The organism is bacterium (assembly GCA_037200965.1).
Classification (GTDB): domain Bacteria; phylum Patescibacteriota; class Minisyncoccia; order Phycocordibacterales; family Phycocordibacteraceae; genus C7867-001.
The window spans coordinates 543322-560385 of record JBBCGK010000001.1 but is presented as its reverse complement, the minus strand read 5'-3'; the positions used below and the strand labels follow the sequence as shown (position 1 = coordinate 560385).

Annotated in this window: 18 protein-coding genes and 1 tRNA gene; 6 read left to right on the top strand and 13 right to left on the bottom strand. The window is 57.9% G+C overall.

The window, feature by feature from the left end; all coding sequences use genetic code 11:
* Positions 1 to 13: 13 nt before the first annotated feature.
* The 4 genes from WDN10_03235 to WDN10_03220 all read right to left on the bottom strand — a co-directional run bounded on the left by WDN10_03235 (position 14) and on the right by WDN10_03220 (position 3436).
* Complete coding sequence (locus tag WDN10_03235) at positions 14 to 2101, bottom strand: PBP1A family penicillin-binding protein (GenBank protein ID MEJ0053708.1); 2088 nt, start codon at positions 2099 to 2101, stop codon at positions 14 to 16.
* 59 nt (positions 2102 to 2160) lie between these two features.
* The gene (locus WDN10_03230) at positions 2161 to 2295 is read right to left on the bottom strand and encodes a hypothetical protein (GenBank protein ID MEJ0053707.1); all 135 of its coding nucleotides are present in this window, start codon (positions 2293 to 2295) and stop codon (positions 2161 to 2163) included.
* A gap of 102 nt (positions 2296 to 2397) precedes the next feature.
* On the bottom strand, positions 2398 to 2898 hold the full coding sequence (locus tag WDN10_03225; protein MEJ0053706.1) for a crossover junction endodeoxyribonuclease RuvC: 501 nt from the start codon (positions 2896 to 2898) through the stop codon (positions 2398 to 2400).
* Entirely contained in the window at positions 2879 to 3436 is a 558-nt protein-coding gene (locus tag WDN10_03220) for a YebC/PmpR family DNA-binding transcriptional regulator (protein ID MEJ0053705.1), read from the bottom strand. Before WDN10_03220 ends, WDN10_03225 begins: the two co-directional genes overlap by 20 nt.
* Positions 3437 to 3815: 379 nt before the next feature.
* Here WDN10_03220 and WDN10_03215 point away from each other — a divergent pair, with 379 nt between their 5' ends.
* Positions 3816 to 5243 carry an AAA family ATPase gene (locus tag WDN10_03215; GenBank protein MEJ0053704.1) on the top strand — a complete coding sequence of 476 codons (1428 nt, stop codon included), beginning with the start codon at positions 3816 to 3818 and terminating at the stop codon, positions 5241 to 5243.
* 95 nt (positions 5244 to 5338) lie between these two features.
* Here WDN10_03215 and ruvB read toward each other — a convergent pair whose 3' ends face one another.
* Complete coding sequence (gene ruvB, locus WDN10_03210; protein MEJ0053703.1) at positions 5339 to 6331, bottom strand: Holliday junction branch migration DNA helicase RuvB; 993 nt, start codon at positions 6329 to 6331, stop codon at positions 5339 to 5341.
* 236 nt (positions 6332 to 6567) lie between these two features.
* On the opposite strand from ruvB, the gene WDN10_03205 reads away from it, so the two are divergent.
* Entirely contained in the window at positions 6568 to 7113 is a 546-nt protein-coding gene (locus WDN10_03205) for a GrpB family protein (GenBank protein MEJ0053702.1), read from the top strand.
* Here WDN10_03205 and WDN10_03200 read toward each other — a convergent pair.
* Positions 7110 to 8786, bottom strand: coding sequence for a GspE/PulE family protein (locus WDN10_03200; GenBank protein MEJ0053701.1), 1677 nt, complete (start codon positions 8784 to 8786; stop codon positions 7110 to 7112). The two genes, WDN10_03205 and WDN10_03200, sit on opposite strands and share 4 nt — an antisense overlap.
* 50 nt (positions 8787 to 8836) lie before the next feature.
* Here WDN10_03200 and tsaE point away from each other — a divergent pair, with 50 nt between their 5' ends.
* The 4 genes from tsaE to WDN10_03180 are packed head-to-tail and all read left to right on the top strand — an operon-like array spanning position 8837 to position 13020.
* Complete coding sequence (gene tsaE / locus WDN10_03195; GenBank protein ID MEJ0053700.1) at positions 8837 to 9271, top strand: tRNA (adenosine(37)-N6)-threonylcarbamoyltransferase complex ATPase subunit type 1 TsaE; 435 nt, start codon at positions 8837 to 8839, stop codon at positions 9269 to 9271.
* Complete coding sequence (locus WDN10_03190) at positions 9264 to 11684, top strand: DNA polymerase (GenBank protein ID MEJ0053699.1); 2421 nt, start codon at positions 9264 to 9266, stop codon at positions 11682 to 11684. The genes tsaE and WDN10_03190 overlap by 8 nt, the downstream gene beginning before the upstream one ends.
* Positions 11681 to 12379, top strand: a complete 699-nt coding sequence (locus WDN10_03185) for a hypothetical protein (GenBank protein ID MEJ0053698.1) — start codon at positions 11681 to 11683, stop codon at positions 12377 to 12379. Before WDN10_03190 ends, WDN10_03185 begins: the two co-directional genes overlap by 4 nt.
* A 38-nt stretch (positions 12380 to 12417) precedes the next feature.
* Positions 12418 to 13020: a hypothetical protein gene (locus WDN10_03180; protein ID MEJ0053697.1), complete on the top strand. Its 603-nt coding sequence runs from the start codon at positions 12418 to 12420 to the stop codon at positions 13018 to 13020.
* A gap of 33 nt (positions 13021 to 13053) precedes the next feature.
* Here the strand turns inward: WDN10_03180 and WDN10_03175 are convergent, their stop codons facing one another.
* From WDN10_03175 to ruvA, 7 genes are all read right to left on the bottom strand, one after another.
* On the bottom strand, positions 13054 to 13299 hold the full coding sequence (locus tag WDN10_03175; GenBank protein MEJ0053696.1) for a type II toxin-antitoxin system HicA family toxin: 246 nt from the start codon (positions 13297 to 13299) through the stop codon (positions 13054 to 13056).
* Positions 13292 to 13522 carry a type II toxin-antitoxin system HicB family antitoxin gene (locus WDN10_03170; GenBank protein ID MEJ0053695.1) on the bottom strand — a complete coding sequence of 77 codons (231 nt, stop codon included), beginning with the start codon at positions 13520 to 13522 and terminating at the stop codon, positions 13292 to 13294. Before WDN10_03170 ends, WDN10_03175 begins: the two co-directional genes overlap by 8 nt.
* A gap of 165 nt (positions 13523 to 13687) precedes the next feature.
* Positions 13688 to 14032 carry a hypothetical protein gene (locus tag WDN10_03165; protein MEJ0053694.1) on the bottom strand — a complete coding sequence of 115 codons (345 nt, stop codon included), beginning with the start codon at positions 14030 to 14032 and terminating at the stop codon, positions 13688 to 13690.
* A gap of 84 nt (positions 14033 to 14116) precedes the next feature.
* Positions 14117 to 14189: transfer RNA gene (locus WDN10_03160), tRNA-Lys, on the bottom strand.
* A gap of 23 nt (positions 14190 to 14212) precedes the next feature.
* A complete protein-coding gene (locus WDN10_03155) occupies positions 14213 to 15196 on the bottom strand; it encodes a hypothetical protein (GenBank protein ID MEJ0053693.1) in 984 nt (327 codons plus the stop codon).
* Positions 15197 to 15208: 12 nt separating this feature from the next.
* Entirely contained in the window at positions 15209 to 16468 is a 1260-nt protein-coding gene (gene murE / locus WDN10_03150; protein ID MEJ0053692.1) for a UDP-N-acetylmuramyl-tripeptide synthetase, read from the bottom strand.
* Between the two features lie 2 nt (positions 16469 to 16470).
* Positions 16471 to 17025 (bottom strand): Holliday junction branch migration protein RuvA, encoded by a 555-nt coding sequence (gene ruvA / locus WDN10_03145; GenBank protein MEJ0053691.1) that lies wholly within the window; start codon positions 17023 to 17025, stop codon positions 16471 to 16473.
* Between the last annotated feature and the right edge of the window lie 39 nt (positions 17026 to 17064).

Below are 17064 nucleotides of genomic sequence, written 5' to 3'. Positions count from 1 at the left end.
AGGTTATTCCTTCTCAAATAGACCTCCCAAACCACGACTGCACCGCATACTCCCAGTACCGATACTGCGGATCGTTCCCCGGATTCCCCGGCGCCCCTCCCTGCGGATTATCTTTATCAAGCCAGTAGAGCTCGCTGTGTACCTGCCCTTCGGGATTCCAGATGCCCTGAAGTATCGGCGAAATCTCGGGCGGTGGTATCGGCTCTCCAAAGTATTCCTTCGGATACTTGGCGAGCGCCTTGACCATCACCGCGTTCCACATCGGGGCGACGATATAGCCCGCGATCTCCTTCACCATCTGGCTGTTGTCGTTGTTCCCGGCCCACACGCCGATCGCGATCGACGGCGTATAGCCGACCGTCCATGCGTCCTTATAGTCGTTCGTCGTTCCCGTTTTGACCGCCACATCATATCCGGGGATATTGAGCGGATTCTGGGGCGGGTATTCGGGGAACCGGGCCGGGTTGTTCGAGAGCATGGCGGACATCTCCCGGGCCACGTTCGGATCGAGCGCCTGCTCGGGGGCGGGCGTGTATTCCTCAAGCGTGTTTCCGGCGCTGTCGGTGACCGAGAGTATCCCGACCGGAGGATTCCGTACCCCGTCGGCGGCGAAGGCGCTGTACGCACTCGTGAGCTCAAGGAGCGAAACTTCGCCCGCGCCAAGCGCAAGCGAGAGTCCGTATTGCTTGCGGTCGCCAAGCGAGGTGATGCCCATCGCGCTTGCGACATCGAGCACGTTCTGTATTCCCGCGAGATAGAGCGTCTTCACCGCCGGCACGTTGATCGACTGCGCGAGCGCCGTCGTGAAGGTCATGGGGCCGCGGAACTTGTCGTCATAGTCGCTCGGAGCGTAGCAGGGAGGGGTGTCGTTATAAATATCCGAGGGGCTGCAGGAAGTGGAGAACTGGGTCGGCACGTCAAATATCGCGGTGTCGGGCGTAAAGCCTTTCCTGAGCGCCGCCGCATAGACGAAGGGCTTGAAGGTCGAGCCTGGCTGGCGGTGTGAGGTCGCGGCGTTGAAGTTCCCCTGGATGTCCTTGTCGAAATAGTCCCTCGAGCCCACCATCGCGAGTATCTGCCCGGTCTTGGGGTCGATCGCGACGAGGGAAGCGTTGCTCGCGTTGAATTTCTTCACGTTCTCAAGCGCATACTTGTTTACGAGAGACTCCGCGTCGTGCTCAAGATCCGCGTCGAGCGTCGTCACTACTTTAAGCCCTCCTGAAGCGAGTTCCTGCGGGCCGTACTTGTTCTCGAGGTATTCCCGTATATAGAAGACGAAGTGCGGGGCGATGATCGAGGAAGGCTGCTGCGGGTTGAACGTCACCACCTCCGCCTTCGCCGCCGCGTATTCCTCGTCGGTTATGAACCCGAGTTCCTTCATGCGCTCGAGCACCAGGGCCTGGCGGGCATCAAGCGAGGCGCGGTGGCTTCCGTACGGGGAATAGTACGTGGGAGCCTGGGGGATTGCGGCGAGATACGCGGACTCGGCGAGCGAGAGCCCTCCCGCATTCGTGCCGAAATACGCCTCGCTTGCCGATTCGATGCCGTAGAGGCTGCCGCCGTACGGGACTTCGTTGAGATACGTTTCGAGAATCTGATCCTTGGAGTATTTCTGTTCGAGCTTTATGGCGAGTATCCATTCGTGCACCTTGCGGGTGATGCTCTTCTCGTCCGTGAGGATGGATTTCTTCACCACCTGCTGCGTGATGGTCGAGCCGCCCTGGGTGAGGCCGCCCGGCGTGAGGTCGGCGAGGATGGCGCGGAAGATCGAGGTGATGCGGATGCCCGAGTGCTGATAGAAATCCGCGTCCTCGATCGCGACCGTCGCCTTCTGGACATAGGGCGACGTGCTCGCGAGGCTTACGATATCGCGCCGGGTATCGGTATTGAGGTCATAGAGGAGGATGGTGCCGGTACGGTCGTATATCTTCGTCGACTGGCTTATCTCCCGGGTTGCGAAGGAATCGATGTCGGGGGTGGGCGCGAGGGCTATCCATACCGCGCCGACGCCGACGAGGATAAGCACGAGGCCCGCCGCGAAAAGCGCGAGCGTAAGGATGAAGTGGTGCCGCTTCGGGCGGACGCGCGCTCGCTTGGTCATTGCCCGTCAGTATAGCAAAGCGGGCGCGGACTTAGGGGTCCGCGCCCGCTTTGCTTTCTTTAGAAAGATTCCTCCTCGTCCTCTTCGCCGACCGTCTCGACTTCGTCGAGTCCGAGATCCTCGCCTTCGTCGCCGTCGAGTTCTTTCGGTGCTTCCGTTTCCTCACCGAGCACGTCCTCTTGTTCGTCCGACATGTAGAGCAGTTAATTCATCAATTTGCGCTTGCTTCCTTTTGCAAGTGCCCGCGCGTCGCCACCAGAGTGCCGTAAAGACGTTTCCTTTGCAAGCCGTCCGGATCAGGCCTGTGGATAGCGGTCGGAAAGCGCCGCGATACCGACCGCTATCGCATCGAGCTCGTCGTCAAGCCGTGGCTTTTTGGAGAGCGAAAGGAGCCGGGGAATCATGAGCGCCACCGCCTTTTTATCTGCCCCTCCGTGCCCCGTAACGGCGAGCTTCACCTGTTGCGGGGAGTATTCCCGGACGGGGAGCAGGGCAGCGCCTGCCGCGGCAAGCACGGCGCCACGGGCCTCCGCGACCCCGAGCGCCGTCTTCTTGTTGACGCTGAAGAACAGGGTCTCAAGCGCGAAGGTGTCCGGCCGGTGTTTTTTTATCGCCGCCACGACCGCCCTGAAGACTTCCGCAAGCCGCTCCTCCTTGCGTCCTTTCGCGGGAAGCACGCAATCGCTCCAGACGAGCGTAGGGCGACTCGGGTCGCCTTCAAGTACCGCAAGCCCCATGCGGTCGAAGCCGGGATCGATCGCAAGAACGCGGCGCACGTTATTCTTCCGTGCTTTCATAGCCTCTGGCGTTCGTATAGACCGCCTGGGTGTCTTCGTAGTCGTCGAGGAGCGTGAGGAGGGAGGAGAGCGATTCGCCGTCGGTTTCCGAAAGTTCCGTCAAAGGCTCATTCGGAGAAAATCCGCCTTCGCGGGATTTCGTGAATGCCCAGGCCGCAGAGCCCGGGGCTCCGAGCTCGAAGCCGTTCTTCGAGAGCAGGTGCTTTATCTCCTGGGTCGTCCGGTTCCGGCTGTCCGTGAGAGCGTCGACGATGATCGCGGCACCGCTTGGCCCATAGAATTCGTATACGACGCGCTCCAGGGCTCCGGAATCCTTTGAGAGGCCTTTCGCGACCGCACGCTCGATATTGTCCTTAGGCATATTCGCCGCCTTCGCGCGCGTTATCACCGCCACGAGTCCCGGGTCCGAAAGGCTTCCTCCCGCACGCTTCGATTCGAGTGTGATCTGCTTGGCGAATCGTGCGAAGACCCGCGCCCGCGCGCTGTCCGTCACCGCCTTCGCCCGCTTTATCTGCGCCCATTTGGAGTGTCCGGCCACGGTATGAATACTAGTATAAAAAAAGAGATATATACATGTGACTGATGAGGTTTCTTTGAAGCCTCATCCGCCGCATGTATAATGATCGACGAAAGGGGTGTCCCAGGAGTGGACGCCCCCCTTTCTTTTGTCGTATCGCCGTTCGTCGAAAGAGTTGAAGACCCCTCGACAGATGTCCTTAAAAAGTTGTTCCAAAAAGCACAACTTAGCAAAGAACCTTTTCTCAGTTATATTTATCCCCAATCCGTGGATTATGTGGATAAAAAGTAAATTCGACAAAAGAGCCCATATTCTATGATTTCCCTGTTGACAAAAGTTACTTATCCAATAGACTGAATAAGTAGTCGACAACACTTCATTATCCTAGTGAATAAGTCCTATGAATACCGAAGCCCTTGAGTATATTCAAAATCAGCTAAACCGTAGCGAGGACCGCCTCCGCCCGTACGTGTTTCAAACGGCCACGTTCACCTTTCCGGAAAGACATATCGTTATCCGTATAAAAAAGTATGTGAATGATTTCCTTGAAGGTGCCCGAACGGTACGCTGGATAATTGTCCCTGGGCTGCGCGGTGTTGGAAAGACTACTGCAATGGCTCAGGTCTTTCTCTCTACGAGGCGTGTCTCCAAAGCCCCGACCAGCTTCCTTTATATGTCGGTCGACGATCTCGTCACCCGGGGCATGACCCTGAACGATGCTTTAGACGCTTATGAATCCATTCTCGGGAAACCGTTCGAGAGCCTCGATACTCCGGTGCTGCTCTTCATTGATGAAGTGCAGCAGGATAAAAACTGGGCAGCGGTCCTGAAGTCTCTCCATGACCGAGCGAGAAATGTATTCCTGTTCTGCACCGGTTCATCAGCGGTGTCGCTCCAGTCAAACCCGGACGTCGCTCGTCGGGCGCAGTTCGAGAAGCTTTATCCCCTTAGTTTCGGTGAGTACCAGATGATCAAGCATAATATCTTCCCTCAGGCGGGACTCAAGGAGAAGATTAAGGATGCGCTATATGGGGCTTCTAATGCCGGAGACGCTTTCGACCGGCTTAAGAAACTTGAACAAAACGTCGCGGCGCAGTGGGCCCGTTTTGACCGAGCCGAAATCGACGAATACCTTTTGAACGGCACCCTGCCCTTTACTCTCCGCGCGATAACCCCGAATGCTTACGACAACATCAACATTCTCCTGGATCGAATCATTGATAAAGATATAAAGGACCTCGGGCAGTTTGATGCGCCGACGCTCAGCGCGATCAAGCGCCTCCTCTTTATCATGGCCGATAGCGACATTGTAAGCGTCAACAATGTAAAAAATGTTGTCCAGCTAAGCTATAACACGGTCATGGCCGTACTGGACGTGCTTGAACGAGCCGAACTTATAATCAAAGTACCCGCCCAAGGCTCTAAAACGGCGCAAGCGCGTAAGCCAGCCAAGTATCTGTTCATGAGTCCGGCAATTCGCTCGGCGCTTCTCAGTGTCAGCGGCATTGAAGGCACGTATCTTGCGAGAAAAGGCAAGTATCTTGAAGACATAGCAGGCCTCCACTTCTATCGGGAGTTCGTGGCAACCAGGACGGGAGGATTAACGCACGACCCGTCCAAGAGTAGCGCCGACTTCCTGGTACAGATCGCCGACAAGAAGCAGCTTGCCTTTGAGGTCGGTCTCGGACGAAAGAACTACGAACAAGTGAAAGCGACGATGGTAAACTTCAAGACCGATTTCGGAGTCGTTGTCTGCACTACAAGCCTGTTGCTCTCAAGGGAAGAGAATGTAGTGAAGCTTCCACTCGACTACTTCCTGCTTATGTAAATCGGCCAAGCCTGAACTGTTTCGAACTACCGATGTCCCCGGCCCTGTCCTTGTCGTTTGGTAATGAGCCCGGGGCTAATTCAGCACGCGCAGTACTAACCTTTCAGATATGTTCGGCCTTTTTGTGTAAGCATTCGCCCGCGCGGCGACCGCTCGATCATACCAAGGCGAAGAAGATAAGGTTCATACACGTTCTCGACCGTATCAGGATCCTCATGAAGCGCGGAAGCCAGGGCGCGAATGCCCGCGGGCCCTCCTTTGAAGCCCTTTTCAAGTGTCTCAAGATAGCGGCGGTCGTCTTTGGTAAGTCCGAGGGTATCGATGCCGAACAGCTCGCAGGCTTCGTCGCAGAGCTCGGCCGAGAGTTTCTTTTCCTCGACTTCGGAGAAGTCCCGGACGCGTTTCAGAAGCGCGTTCGCGATTCTCGGGGTTGCGCGGCTTCTCGCCGCGACCCGCTCGACGACTTCCGCGGGGGCGTCGAGCCCGAGCACCTTCGCGGAACGCTTGATGATCGCGCGCAGGTCGTCGTCGTTATAAAAATCGAGCTGGTATACGCCGCCGCCAAAGCGGGAGCGCAGCGGCGAGGAGATCTGCGCGACGCGCGTCGTCGCGCCCACAAGCGTAAAGCGGGGAAGCGCGAGCTCGACCGTGCGCGCCGAAGGTCCTTTCCCGAGCACGATATCGAGAGTCCCGGATTCGAGCGCGGGATAGAGGAGTTCTTCTATTTTGTTTCCCAACTGATGTATCTCGTCGATAAAGAGCACCGTGCCGGGCTCAAGATTCGTGAGAATGGCTGCGAGATCGGCCGCGCGCTCGATCGCGACGCCGCTCGTCGACTTCAGGGGCGCTCCGAGCGTGTTTGCGACGAGGTGCGCGAGCGTCGTCTTGCCGACTCCCGGCGGTCCGTAGAAAAGAATGTGCTCGGGCATGTCGCCGCGCTTCTTCGCGGCTTCCAAAACCACTTTCACGTTCGCTTTTACGTGCCCCTGACCCACGTAGTCGTCCCAGGCGGAAGGCCGGAGCGCCGCGTCAAGCGCCTGATCAAGCGGCGGAAGAGAAGCGGCCTTAAGATCGGGGGTACTTGACATAAAATTGCACTATGCTAGCATTGTATCACACAGGCCCGAGGGCCCGTTTCTTTTAATCCCGCATATAATCCTCTAGGCAAGGCTTGACGGCTTAGGGCGTTTCCCCAAGGACTGACTGGTACCGCGCTTGCTCGCGGTGCGCTGGTTGCATCCTCAGGTGTCTCGTCCACATTCTATTTATAGAATGCGTGCCTGGAGGATTATGCGCGGGATTTTTGTATTCTATACTCAGCAGAATGATTACTCCCGCCCAAGAAAAATATCTCGGGACCTTATCCGACGAGGAGATCGTCCGTATTAAGCTCTTTGACCCGCGCGCACGGGAGGAGGGTTTCAAGATTTGCGAAGAAGTCGGGAAAATATTATCCCGGTCGTCTCTTCATTATATAGGCTCAAGTCGGCTTGGTATCGCGGGAGAGAACGACATTGATATTAGTATCGTGAGCTCGGGATCGTTTGACGACGAACTGGAATCACTGAAAAGATTATACGGCGAGCCAACCAGCTTCAAACCGCAGAGAAACTGGGCAGAGTGGAAATTCAAGCGGAACGGCTTTCCCGTCGAGCTTTATTTAAACGGCACCCTCAGCCCGCTTTTAGCCGAACAAATAAAGACGCACGAAGTTCTTCTCCAATCACCGGCACTCGCTAAAGAATACGAGCAACTGAAGCTCGGGGCTGAGGGAATGAAGCGGAGAGAGTATATGCGGAAGAAGTACGAGTTTTTCAACAAAATTTATGGAGCCGCGCCTACGCAGGCAAAGCAAGATTCCTTAACCTAATCCCTCGGCAGATCAACGACGCGGAACACCTCTTCAAGCGATGTCTCTCCGGCGATGGCTTTCAATATCCCGTCCTGCGCCATGGTGAGATATCCCTGGTGCGCGGCCTCCCTGGTGATTTCACTTTCGCTCGGGTTGGTGCGCACGAATTCGCCCATCTTCGTGTCCATGAATATCGCTTCGTAGAGGCCGAGGCGCCCGTGATAGCCGGTCTCGTCCGGTCCCTTGGGATCGGGCACCCACGCGGTGTCTGTCGAAGCGGGAAGGAGCGACTTGTCCTCAACGGTCGAGAGTATCTTCTCGACGAGTCTCTTTTGTTCGCCTTCGATCGGCGCCTGTTTTCTCTGCTGCGGGTCGAGTTTCCGCACGAGGCGCTGCGCCATCGCGACGGTGATAGCCGAGGCGAACGTCTTCGGATCAATGCCAAGATCCACGAGACGCGGGAACGTGCCCGCGGCATTGTTGGTGTGGAGCGTGGAGAAGACGAAGTGGCCCGTGAGCGCGGCCTGGATGGCGACTTCCGCGACTTCCGCGTCGCGGATTTCGCCGACCATGATGATGTCCGGGTCCTGGCGGAGAATGGAGCGGAGCCCCGAAGCGAACGTGTACTTATCTCCTTCGGTCTGGGTCTGCACGATGCCCTCGAGATGGTATTCGATCGGGTCCTCGATCGTGACGATCTTCACGTCCGGCGTATGGAGCTTCCGGAGGCACGAATAGAGCGTCGTCGTCTTTCCGGAGCCTGTCGGTCCGGTCGTAAGGAGCATGCCGTTCGGGCGCGTGATCTCCGTCTCAAGGCGCGCGAGAAGCTTCGGATGGATGCCGAGCGTGTCGAACGACGACGCCTGGATCGAGGCCGGATCGAGAATGCGCATCACGATTGACTCGCCGTAGTTGCCGGGAATGAGCGAAACGCGGATCTCGATCTCGGAACCCTGCATCGTGACGCTAAAGCGCCCGTCCTGCGCGCGGTTGTCGACGTTCAACTTAAGACCCGCAAGAAGCTTGACGCGCGACGCGAGCGAGCGGTACGTCTCGGGATCGAATTCGAGCGTATCGGTGAGGACGCCATCGAGCCGGAGCCTGAGCCTGGTCTTTCCGTCTTCGGGCTCGACGTGGATATCCGAAGCCTTAAGTGCGAATGCCCCGGCAAGCATTCCTTCAAGAAGTTTCGAAACCCTGCTCGAGCGCTTTTCAAGGAGTGCGGTCGCGAGGAAGAATTTCAGGGCCCCGAGTGTCGTAAGTTCGGCCGAAAGCGTTTTGAGCGCGTCGCCTCCGATATCAAAAATGCCTGCGGAGCTCGCGACCGCAAGCGAGAGTTCGGCATAGCGCGAAAGCGCCTTTTCGAGGCTTTTCGTAGAGACCAGAAACCTTTCCACGATAAACCCGCGCTTTCCGAGTTCCTCGAGCACTCCCGCAAGCGCCGGATTCTGGGGGTTCCTGACCGCGACCGAAAGTTTCCTTCCGGCTTTCTGGAAGGCTGCCGTTTCGGCGCCCCGTGCGTCGGCTTCCGGGATGAGCCGCAGCGCGTCGTTGTCTATCGGGAGCGCCGAGAGGTCGGCATACCGGAGACCGTATTTCCCCGAGAGTATCTGGGCAAGGTCTTCCTCCTCGCGCTCGCGTATCTCCGCGAGCTTCGCGTCTTCCGCCCCGGTATCGAAGTGTCCGGCCATAGAGTAGGCACATGATAACGCGTTTAGGCCGCTCTTGGTACAATCAGTCCATGGAGAAGCTTCTCGCGACCCTCGAAGACCTTGAACGGGAAGCCTGGGAACTCGGGGCGAAACTCCGGCCGCTTGCGGATAGGGCGACCCTCGTCACGCTCTCGGGAGAGCTCGGGGCGGGGAAGACCGCCTTCACGAAAGCGCTCGCCAAAGCGCTCGGAGTCGAGGAATCGGTTACGAGCCCCACGTTCGTGCTTGAAAAAATATACGAACCCGGGAACCAGGTGTTCAAGCGCCTGGTGCATATCGATGCGTACCGTCTTGAAGGCGGCGCAGAGCTCGGTCCTCTCGGGTTCGACGCGGTTATGCGGGACTCCGGTAACCTTGTCGTGCTTGAGTGGCCGGAAAAGGTCGCGGACGCGCTGCCTCCCGCGACGGTCTCGATACGGCTCGAAGCGCTTCAGAGCGGCGCACGCAAACTGACGTATGGCTAACGCGAAACAACCGGGAAGCGGCAAGAAGCGCCTCGTTCTCCTTGATGCGCATGCGATTATTCACCGCGCGTACCATGCGCTTCCCGAGTTCACAGGCCCCTCGGGCGAGCCGACCGGCGCGCTCTATGGCGTCGTCACCATGCTCCTCAAGATCGTCGCGGACTTGAAGCCCGACTATATCGCCGCCTGCTACGACCTCCCGAAGCCCACCCACCGCCACGAGGCGTATGAGCAGTACAAAGGAAAGCGCGCGGAGATAGACCAGAACCTGATACTTCAGCTGCAGCGCTCGCGCGACCTGTTCAAGGCATTCGATATTCCCATATATGAGAAAGAAGGATTCGAAGCCGACGACCTTCTCGGCACCATCAGCCATCTCCTCAAAAAGAATAACGACGTCGACGTTGTTATCGCCTCGGGCGACATGGATACGCTGCAGCTTGTCGAAGGGAAGCGGGTCCAGGTCTATACGCTCAAGAAAGGATTAAACGACACCATTCTCTATGACGAGAAGGCGGTCGGGGAGCGCTTCGGCTTTCCGCCCGCGCTCATTCCCGATTTCAAGGGGCTCCGGGGCGATCCCTCGGACAACATCATCGGCATCCCGGGGGTGGGCGAGAAGACCGCGACCGAACTCATCATCAACTTCGGCACGATCGAGAACATGTACAAGCTGCTTAAGAAAAGCGGGGGAGCGCCGTTTCTCGAGAAGGGCGTGAAAGCGCGGACGGTCGAGCTTCTCAGGGAACATGAGGAAGACGCGATTTTTTCGAAGATGCTCGCGACCATACGGCTCGATGCGCCGTGCGAATTTTCTCTCTCCGACTGTGCCTGGCCCGGGGAAGCGAAGATCGAAGACCTCACCAAGCTTTTCGACGAGCTCGGCTTCCGGACGCTTCGCGAGCGGGTGAAGGCGCTGTTTGCCGGGCAGGCGGTTTCGAAGGAAGAAGCTGGCGAAGCTCCGCCGGAAGAACGCGAGAAGCCCGCGGAAGAGGTAGATCCGGCCAGTTTCGAACGCGCGCAGGTCATGCTCTGGCTTCTCGCCTCCGACTCGACGAACCCGACGCTCGAGGACATGTATGCGTATACAAAGAAGGATACGTTCGACGAGGCATACGCGGCGCTTGAGAGCCGCCTTGCGGAAGAAGAAAAACTAAAGGAAGTGTACGAGAAGATAGAAAGGCCGCTGACCGCCGTCATACGGAATATGGAAACGCGCGGCGTCCTTATCTCGCGCGAAGTGCTTGAGGACCTCCGAAGCCGCTATCAAAGCGAACTTGATGCCATTAAAGCGAAGATATACCAGCATGCGGGACACGAATTCAATATCAGCTCGCCCAAGCAGCTCGGCGACGTGCTCTTCGACGAGCTCAAGCTCACCCAAGGCGGCGGCAAGCGCCAGAAACTCACGGCAGGCGGTCAGCGCTCGACGCGCGAGAGCGAGCTCGAGAAGCTCGCCGGGGAACACCCGATCATCGCGGATATCCTCGAGTATCGGGAAGTGGGGAAGCTTCTGTCGACGTACATCGAAGCGCTCCCGCCTTTGCTTGATACGGAAGACCGCCTCCATGCGGACTTCCTCCAGACCGGAACGACGACCGGGCGCATGGCGTCCCAGAACCCGAACCTGCAGAACATTCCGATACGCACCGAAAGGGGCAGGAACGTGCGGAAAGCTTTTCTCGCGACGCCAGGCTTCTCGCTCGTCGCGCTCGACTATTCGCAGATCGAGCTTCGCATCGCGGCGTTTCTGTCGGGCGACGAGAAACTCTGCGGGATCTTCAGGAACGGGCGAGACGTGCACACGGAAGTGGCCGCACGTGTTTTCGGCGTCGAAGCCGGCGCGGTCGATCGCGAGATGCGCCGCCGCGCGAAGATCATCAACTTCGGCATCCTCTACGGTATGGGCGTGAACGCGCTTAAGACCCAGCTCGGTACTTCAAGTGCCGAGGCGCACCGCTTCTATGACGACTATTTCGCCCAGTTCACGGGCCTTGCCGAGTATCTCGAGCGCACAAGAGGGTTTGCGAGAAAGCACGGATACACCGAGACGTATTTCGGCCGCCGCCGGCAGTTTTCGGGCATGAAGTCGACGCTTCCGTACGTACGCGCGCAGGCGGAACGCATGGCCATAAACGCGCCGATACAGGGAACGTCCGCGGACATCATCAAGCGGGCGATGGTCGAAGCAGACGAGATGATACGGGCGGAAGGGATGGCGGAGCAGGCATATCTCCTGCTTCAGGTACACGACGAACTCGTGTATGAGATACGGGAGGAGCACGCCAGGGAGGTCGGCGCGAAGATCTGCCGCATCATGGAGTCCGTCCTCACGAGCAAGGAGACGAACGGCGTGCCGCTTTCGGTCGACACCAAGTTCGGCAAAAACTGGGGCGAGATGGAACCATCATGATCTATCTTTTCCACGGCTCAGATACGGACAAGGTGCGCGAGAAGGCGTTCGCCTGGGTCGCGGCCGCGCGCGCGAAGGAACCGGGGCTCGCGTATGCGCGCATCGCCAAGGAGGACATCACGGAAAGCGTGCTTGAGGATGCCGCGCAGTCCGGGGGGCTCTTTATAAAACGACTTCTCGTGCTGTTTGACGATCCGTTCGCGAAAACAAAAAGGAAAGCGGTGGAAGACGAAGAGGAAGACGAGGAAGAGGAGGAGGATAAGGATGTGTTCGCATCCGCGCTCGACATGCTCGCCGCGTCTGATAATGCGATCGTGATAGTGGCGCCGAAACTTCTTGCGGCGAAGGCGAAGAAGATCATCGCCAGGGCCGCGAAAGATTATGCGTTCGACCTTCCGAAGGCCCCTCCCGCCCGCGGGTTCAACATCAACCTTACGAACGCGCTTGCCGCCCGCGACGGCGAGAAATTGTGGCTTGAGATCGAGCGGGCGCTTCGCCAGGGCGACGCTCCCGAGATGCTCCACGGCCTCCTCCACTGGAAGGCGCGCGACATTCTCGCGAAAGGAGGCGGGAGGGCGTATCCGCCGCGTGCTGCGCGCGAACTCTCGCTCAAACTCATTTCCTTGCTCCAGGATTCCCGCCGTACCGGAAGCGATCTTACGCTTGCGCTCGAGCGTTTCGCGCTGTCGCTTTGATTTACGTCGCAATTATTAAGGAATGATATGATTAAAGTATGAGTGAAGGTCCTCACATTCCTGAAAGAAAGCCTCATCAAGAACAGATCCCCAGTATCGATTTTCTAGATGAGAATCTAAAAGTTTCTTTCGAACTTGCGCCCGATGTGGTCGATCATTTGCCGAAAGTTTCCGGTGCGGATGCTGCGACCGGAACCGAGCGGTACGGTGCTCTGCTCGGGTCATATGCGATTGACAGTGCGGGCCAAGTCAATCTCCAGATTAAAGGCGTCTATCAGGAGACGGAGGAAGAGCTGACAAAATACGGCTCGTATAAAGAGGGCGTCGAGACGGTTTCGGTCGATCTCGGATTGATGAGGAGGCGCATCGAGGAAATACAAGAAAGGCACGCCGAGTACAGGGATTTCCATTTAATTGGTGATGTCCATACGCATCCCGCGTCCGGAATCCCAAAACCGTCCCTTACCGACTTGCAATCAGTTATCCGCATGTATGAGTCGGGGGATGTCGCGTCCCACAAACCGTATGTCTTCGGCATTGGAGCGAAGCGCTCCGACGGAGAGATGGAGTACTGGTTTTACAGGATCATCAAGACCGACAGCGGGAGCGGATACGGGTATAAGGCGCTCGAGCACGCTTGACGCGCGCAGGAGACAAGAATCAAACTCCGCATATTAAGGCGTATAGAAATGCGGCTTGAGTTCGGACTCCGAAATATACCGTGTTCCTTGCTTGAAAAGCGATACGACCGTGCCGCGATCAAGCTCCCTGTGGTTGGGAACGGTGAGGGTCTCGCGGGTGCCGTCCTTGGCAATACGACGCAGCTTGATATGACTTCCTCGCTGGTCCGCTGTGGAAAACCCGAAGCCCCCGAAGATTCGCACGACTTCCTGCCCGCTTAAGGTTTTTGTCTTAGGCATGCGCCAGAGCGCGCGGAAGCTCGAAGTTTACCAGCACGGGAGAAGCCGGAGAAAGGCCGAAGTCCGCGGGGTCTTCTCCTTCGAGGCAGAGTTCCGTGGCTTCTTGGATATTTTTTGCGAGTTCGTCGAGCGTCTCGCCCTGGGTCACCACCGGCAAGTCCAAACCCTCGGCGACGTAGTGCGTGTCGCCTTTGAAAATCCGGTACTGGATAATGTGTTTCATTGCTGCCAGTATAGCATATTTAGCGTTTCGCAGAAATTTCGAATCTATTTCGGCCGTGTACCATCGTACGGCTTTGAAAAAAGAGAATACTGGCACTGCAATTTGTGAATTCTAAACAGAAACCGCCTCACCGAGAGCCGATGAGGGGTCTCTGGTGAGGCGGCACTAGCCCACGATGCGTTCGAGAAGTTTCGAGTCGCGCAGGGCGTAAGGGCAGTACTGCGGGAGATAATTGAGCCCGATATAGCTCAAGCAGACAAGGGCGAACAGAACATCTGTTGCGGCAGCGTAATCGAACCGCGCAACTGTTGCGATTCCGAGAAGTCCCACAAGCGCGATCCTGTTTGCCAACGGAAACAGCCGTTTCTCGAAGGCGATCATGGCGTGAAATGCCCGCGAGTACTCGGTGAATTCCGGCTCCGGCGCGCCTGCGCTTACGGGCCATAAAACCGGAGCTTTTTGCTTCAGGTACAAATTGGCCATGAGCACCAGGCCAAAGATATAAATCATGGCATTATCCTCTAGAACTTCCCGCTACTTGTAACACTGCCCGTATAAAATGAAAAGCCTCCAATAAGGAGGCTTTTCATTTTGTGCGCCCGCCTGGGCTCGAACCAGGGACCGTCTCCTTAAAAGGGAGCTGCTCTACCGACTGAGCTACGGGCGCGTGCGAACCAGCTTTTTATACCGCTAATACGTGAATAGGTCCACGGTCTTTCCCTCGGCATCGACGAGCTTGATGCCTTCGCGGTCGGCTTTCCAAATTTCGCCGTCATCCTCGTCGCGGTTGAGATAGATGCGCCAGGTCGTGTTTCTCGCGAAATCCGGGTCGTTCCGGTGTGTTTCGACGCAGCCGTTATAATTGAGGCGGTTGTCGATCATGTCGAAACAGGAGCTCGAGAGCCTCCGGCTCTTATCCGAAGGAATCTCGCACCGCCGCGTGTCGCGCATCAGATCATAGCAGGCGTCGTCCTTAAGAGGATTGCCTGCGTAGTAGCGGTCGAATTCCGAGAGCGGATCGGGGCAGCTCAGGGAAAGGTGCGGGGAGAAATTCTGATACTGGCCCAGGTATCCGGTGCACATGTTCTCGCGGAAGGAGACGCCGATAGGGGAGCGCTCGGTCGAGACGATGGCGCGATCGCCCGGCTGAAGCACGATATGCTCGGTCGGGTTAACGCTTCCCGTCCGCGGTACGGTAGCGCCCTCGCGTATGACTCCGACGCGATCGCTCGCGGTGCTTATAAGCTTCCATCCGGTGATGTCGACGCCTTCTTTCGCCTGGCGCGACATATCGATCTCGACATATTCCTGTTCGTAATCGGCGTTCGCGGGTCCCGCCGTGCTCTTGCTTATGCTCACGAGTCCCCGGTATGGCGACGGAGTGCCAAACGCCGCCGCGTCCTTCACTTGTTCGGCGAGCCGGTCCGCTTCGCTTTGGATGTTTGAAAGGGACGTTCTCGTCGTGCCGCCGCCGTAGAGTGACAGTTGTTCATTGCTGTCCCCGATGCCGAACGAAGCCTGGGGAAGATAATAGGTCGTGACGTTCCCGGCGGTTGTCGGCGAAGAAAGAAAAGGACCCGCGAACGAGATCGGGCGTGAAGGTCCGCCGGTCGCCACCCATACGAGGAAAATGAATATGAAGATGCCGATGAAGAAGAGCGCATCGTGCTGCATGCTCCTATGATATCAGGCTCCGGCTTCGGCAAGGAGTTTCTCAAGCTCTTCGCCCGCGACCCGCGAATCGCTCCAGGGAGTCTTCATACCGTTTCGGCCCATGATGAAAGGATCGGTGCCTTTTCCGGTTATAAGAACGGCGTCTCCAGGGCGCGCGGCCGCAAGCGCTGCCCGTATGGCTTTCCGGCGATCCATGATGATCGAAGGCTCGCGTTTCATGCCTTCCGCCATCGCGCGCACGATTGTCTCCGGGTCCTCGTCGTACGGGTCCTCGTCGGTGAGGAATACCGCATCGCACGACTCGTCCGCGATCCTGCCCATCTCGGGGCGCTTCCAGCCGTCGCGCCCGCCGCCGGTGTTTCCGAGAACGCAAATCTTGCGTCCCGGGTATGCCGCATAGAGGGCCTTAAGCGAATCCGGCGTATGCGCGTAGTCGACGACGACCGTAAAATCCTGCCCTTTTTCTATCCGCTCGGCCCGGCCCGGTATGCGCGCGAGCGCGGCAAGCGCCTTTGCGGAAATTTCGACCGGTACGCCAAGGAACCCCGCGGCCTTCGTAGCGGCAAGCGCGTTCAGTACGCTGAAGTGTCCGGGATGCGGAAGCGAGAACCGGATATTCCGATAGGTGAACGCGACACTCCCGTCGCCAAGTTCGATATCCTTCGCGTCCTTGAGGGAAAAGGGAATCCGGTCCTCGACCGGAGTCGCAAGGAACGCGTCCGCTCCGGTCGAGTCGGCGTTCGCCACGATCGCGCGCGGCCGCTTTTTCGAGGCGGCAAGCGCTTCCGCGATCCGGAGCTTCGCGCGGAAATAATTCGCGAACGAGCCGTGCGACTCGATGTGCTCCTTCTGGAGGTTCGTGAATACGAGCGCGTCGAGTTCGAGGAAAAGATGGCGGTACAAGATCGTGCCTTCGGACGTCATCTCAAGCACCGCATGCGTACAGCCTTTCTCAACGGCCTTCGAAAGGAACTTCTGGAGAAAGCCGCGGCCGAGCATTGTCATCTTATGAAGGTTCGGCCGCGACTCGTCTCCCCACGCGAAACGGATGGTCCCGGCGAGCGCCGTCTTATACCCGGCCTCGGTGAGGATGGCCGCGAGCATTTCCGTGACCGAGGATTTTCCCTTGGTGCCGGTGACTCCGATAACGACGAGTTTTCTCGCGGGGAATCCGTACCAGAGTGCGCTTCCGAGCGCGAAGGCGTAGTGGTAGGGCTTTACGAGTTCCCGGTACGCGGAGCGGGGGAGAAGCGAGGAGAGAAAATTCTTCATCGCTAGCGGGTATTAGAGGCGAGCGCCGCTTTGAAGCGGGCGTCGGTACCGAGCACTTCCGCGGGGACTCCCGTAAGCGCTTTGCGGGCTTCTCGCTCGGTGTAGCCGAGTGCCACCAGCATGTCGAACACTTCGGCGTCCGCCCCCGCTTCGCCCGCCCCCCTTTTCATTTTCTCTGATAGCTCCACGGCAAGCTTTTCCGCCGCCTTTTTCCCGAGACCGACGACTCTCGTGAGATACGGAATATCGCGCTTGGCGATCGCGTTTTCAAGCGCTTCTCTCGGCGCGCGCTTCAGGATCGAAAGCGCGGTTTTCGGGCCGACTCCCGAGACCTGCAGGAGAAGCTCGAAGAACGCGAGGTCGGCCGGATCGGGGAATCCGTAGAGTTCGAGCCCGTCCTGCTTCACGGCAAGGTGGGTTGAAAGCGCCGCTTCGGCGCCAGTCGAGAAAACTTCGGGCGAAGCGGTGCGGACGAACACGCCGAACCCCCCTCCCACCTCGACCACCACCCCTTCCTGCTCGATCGAGAGCACCGTGCCGCGTATCTGGCGAATCATGCCCGTATCGTACCATTTGCTTGCTAAAACAAGGCGGGT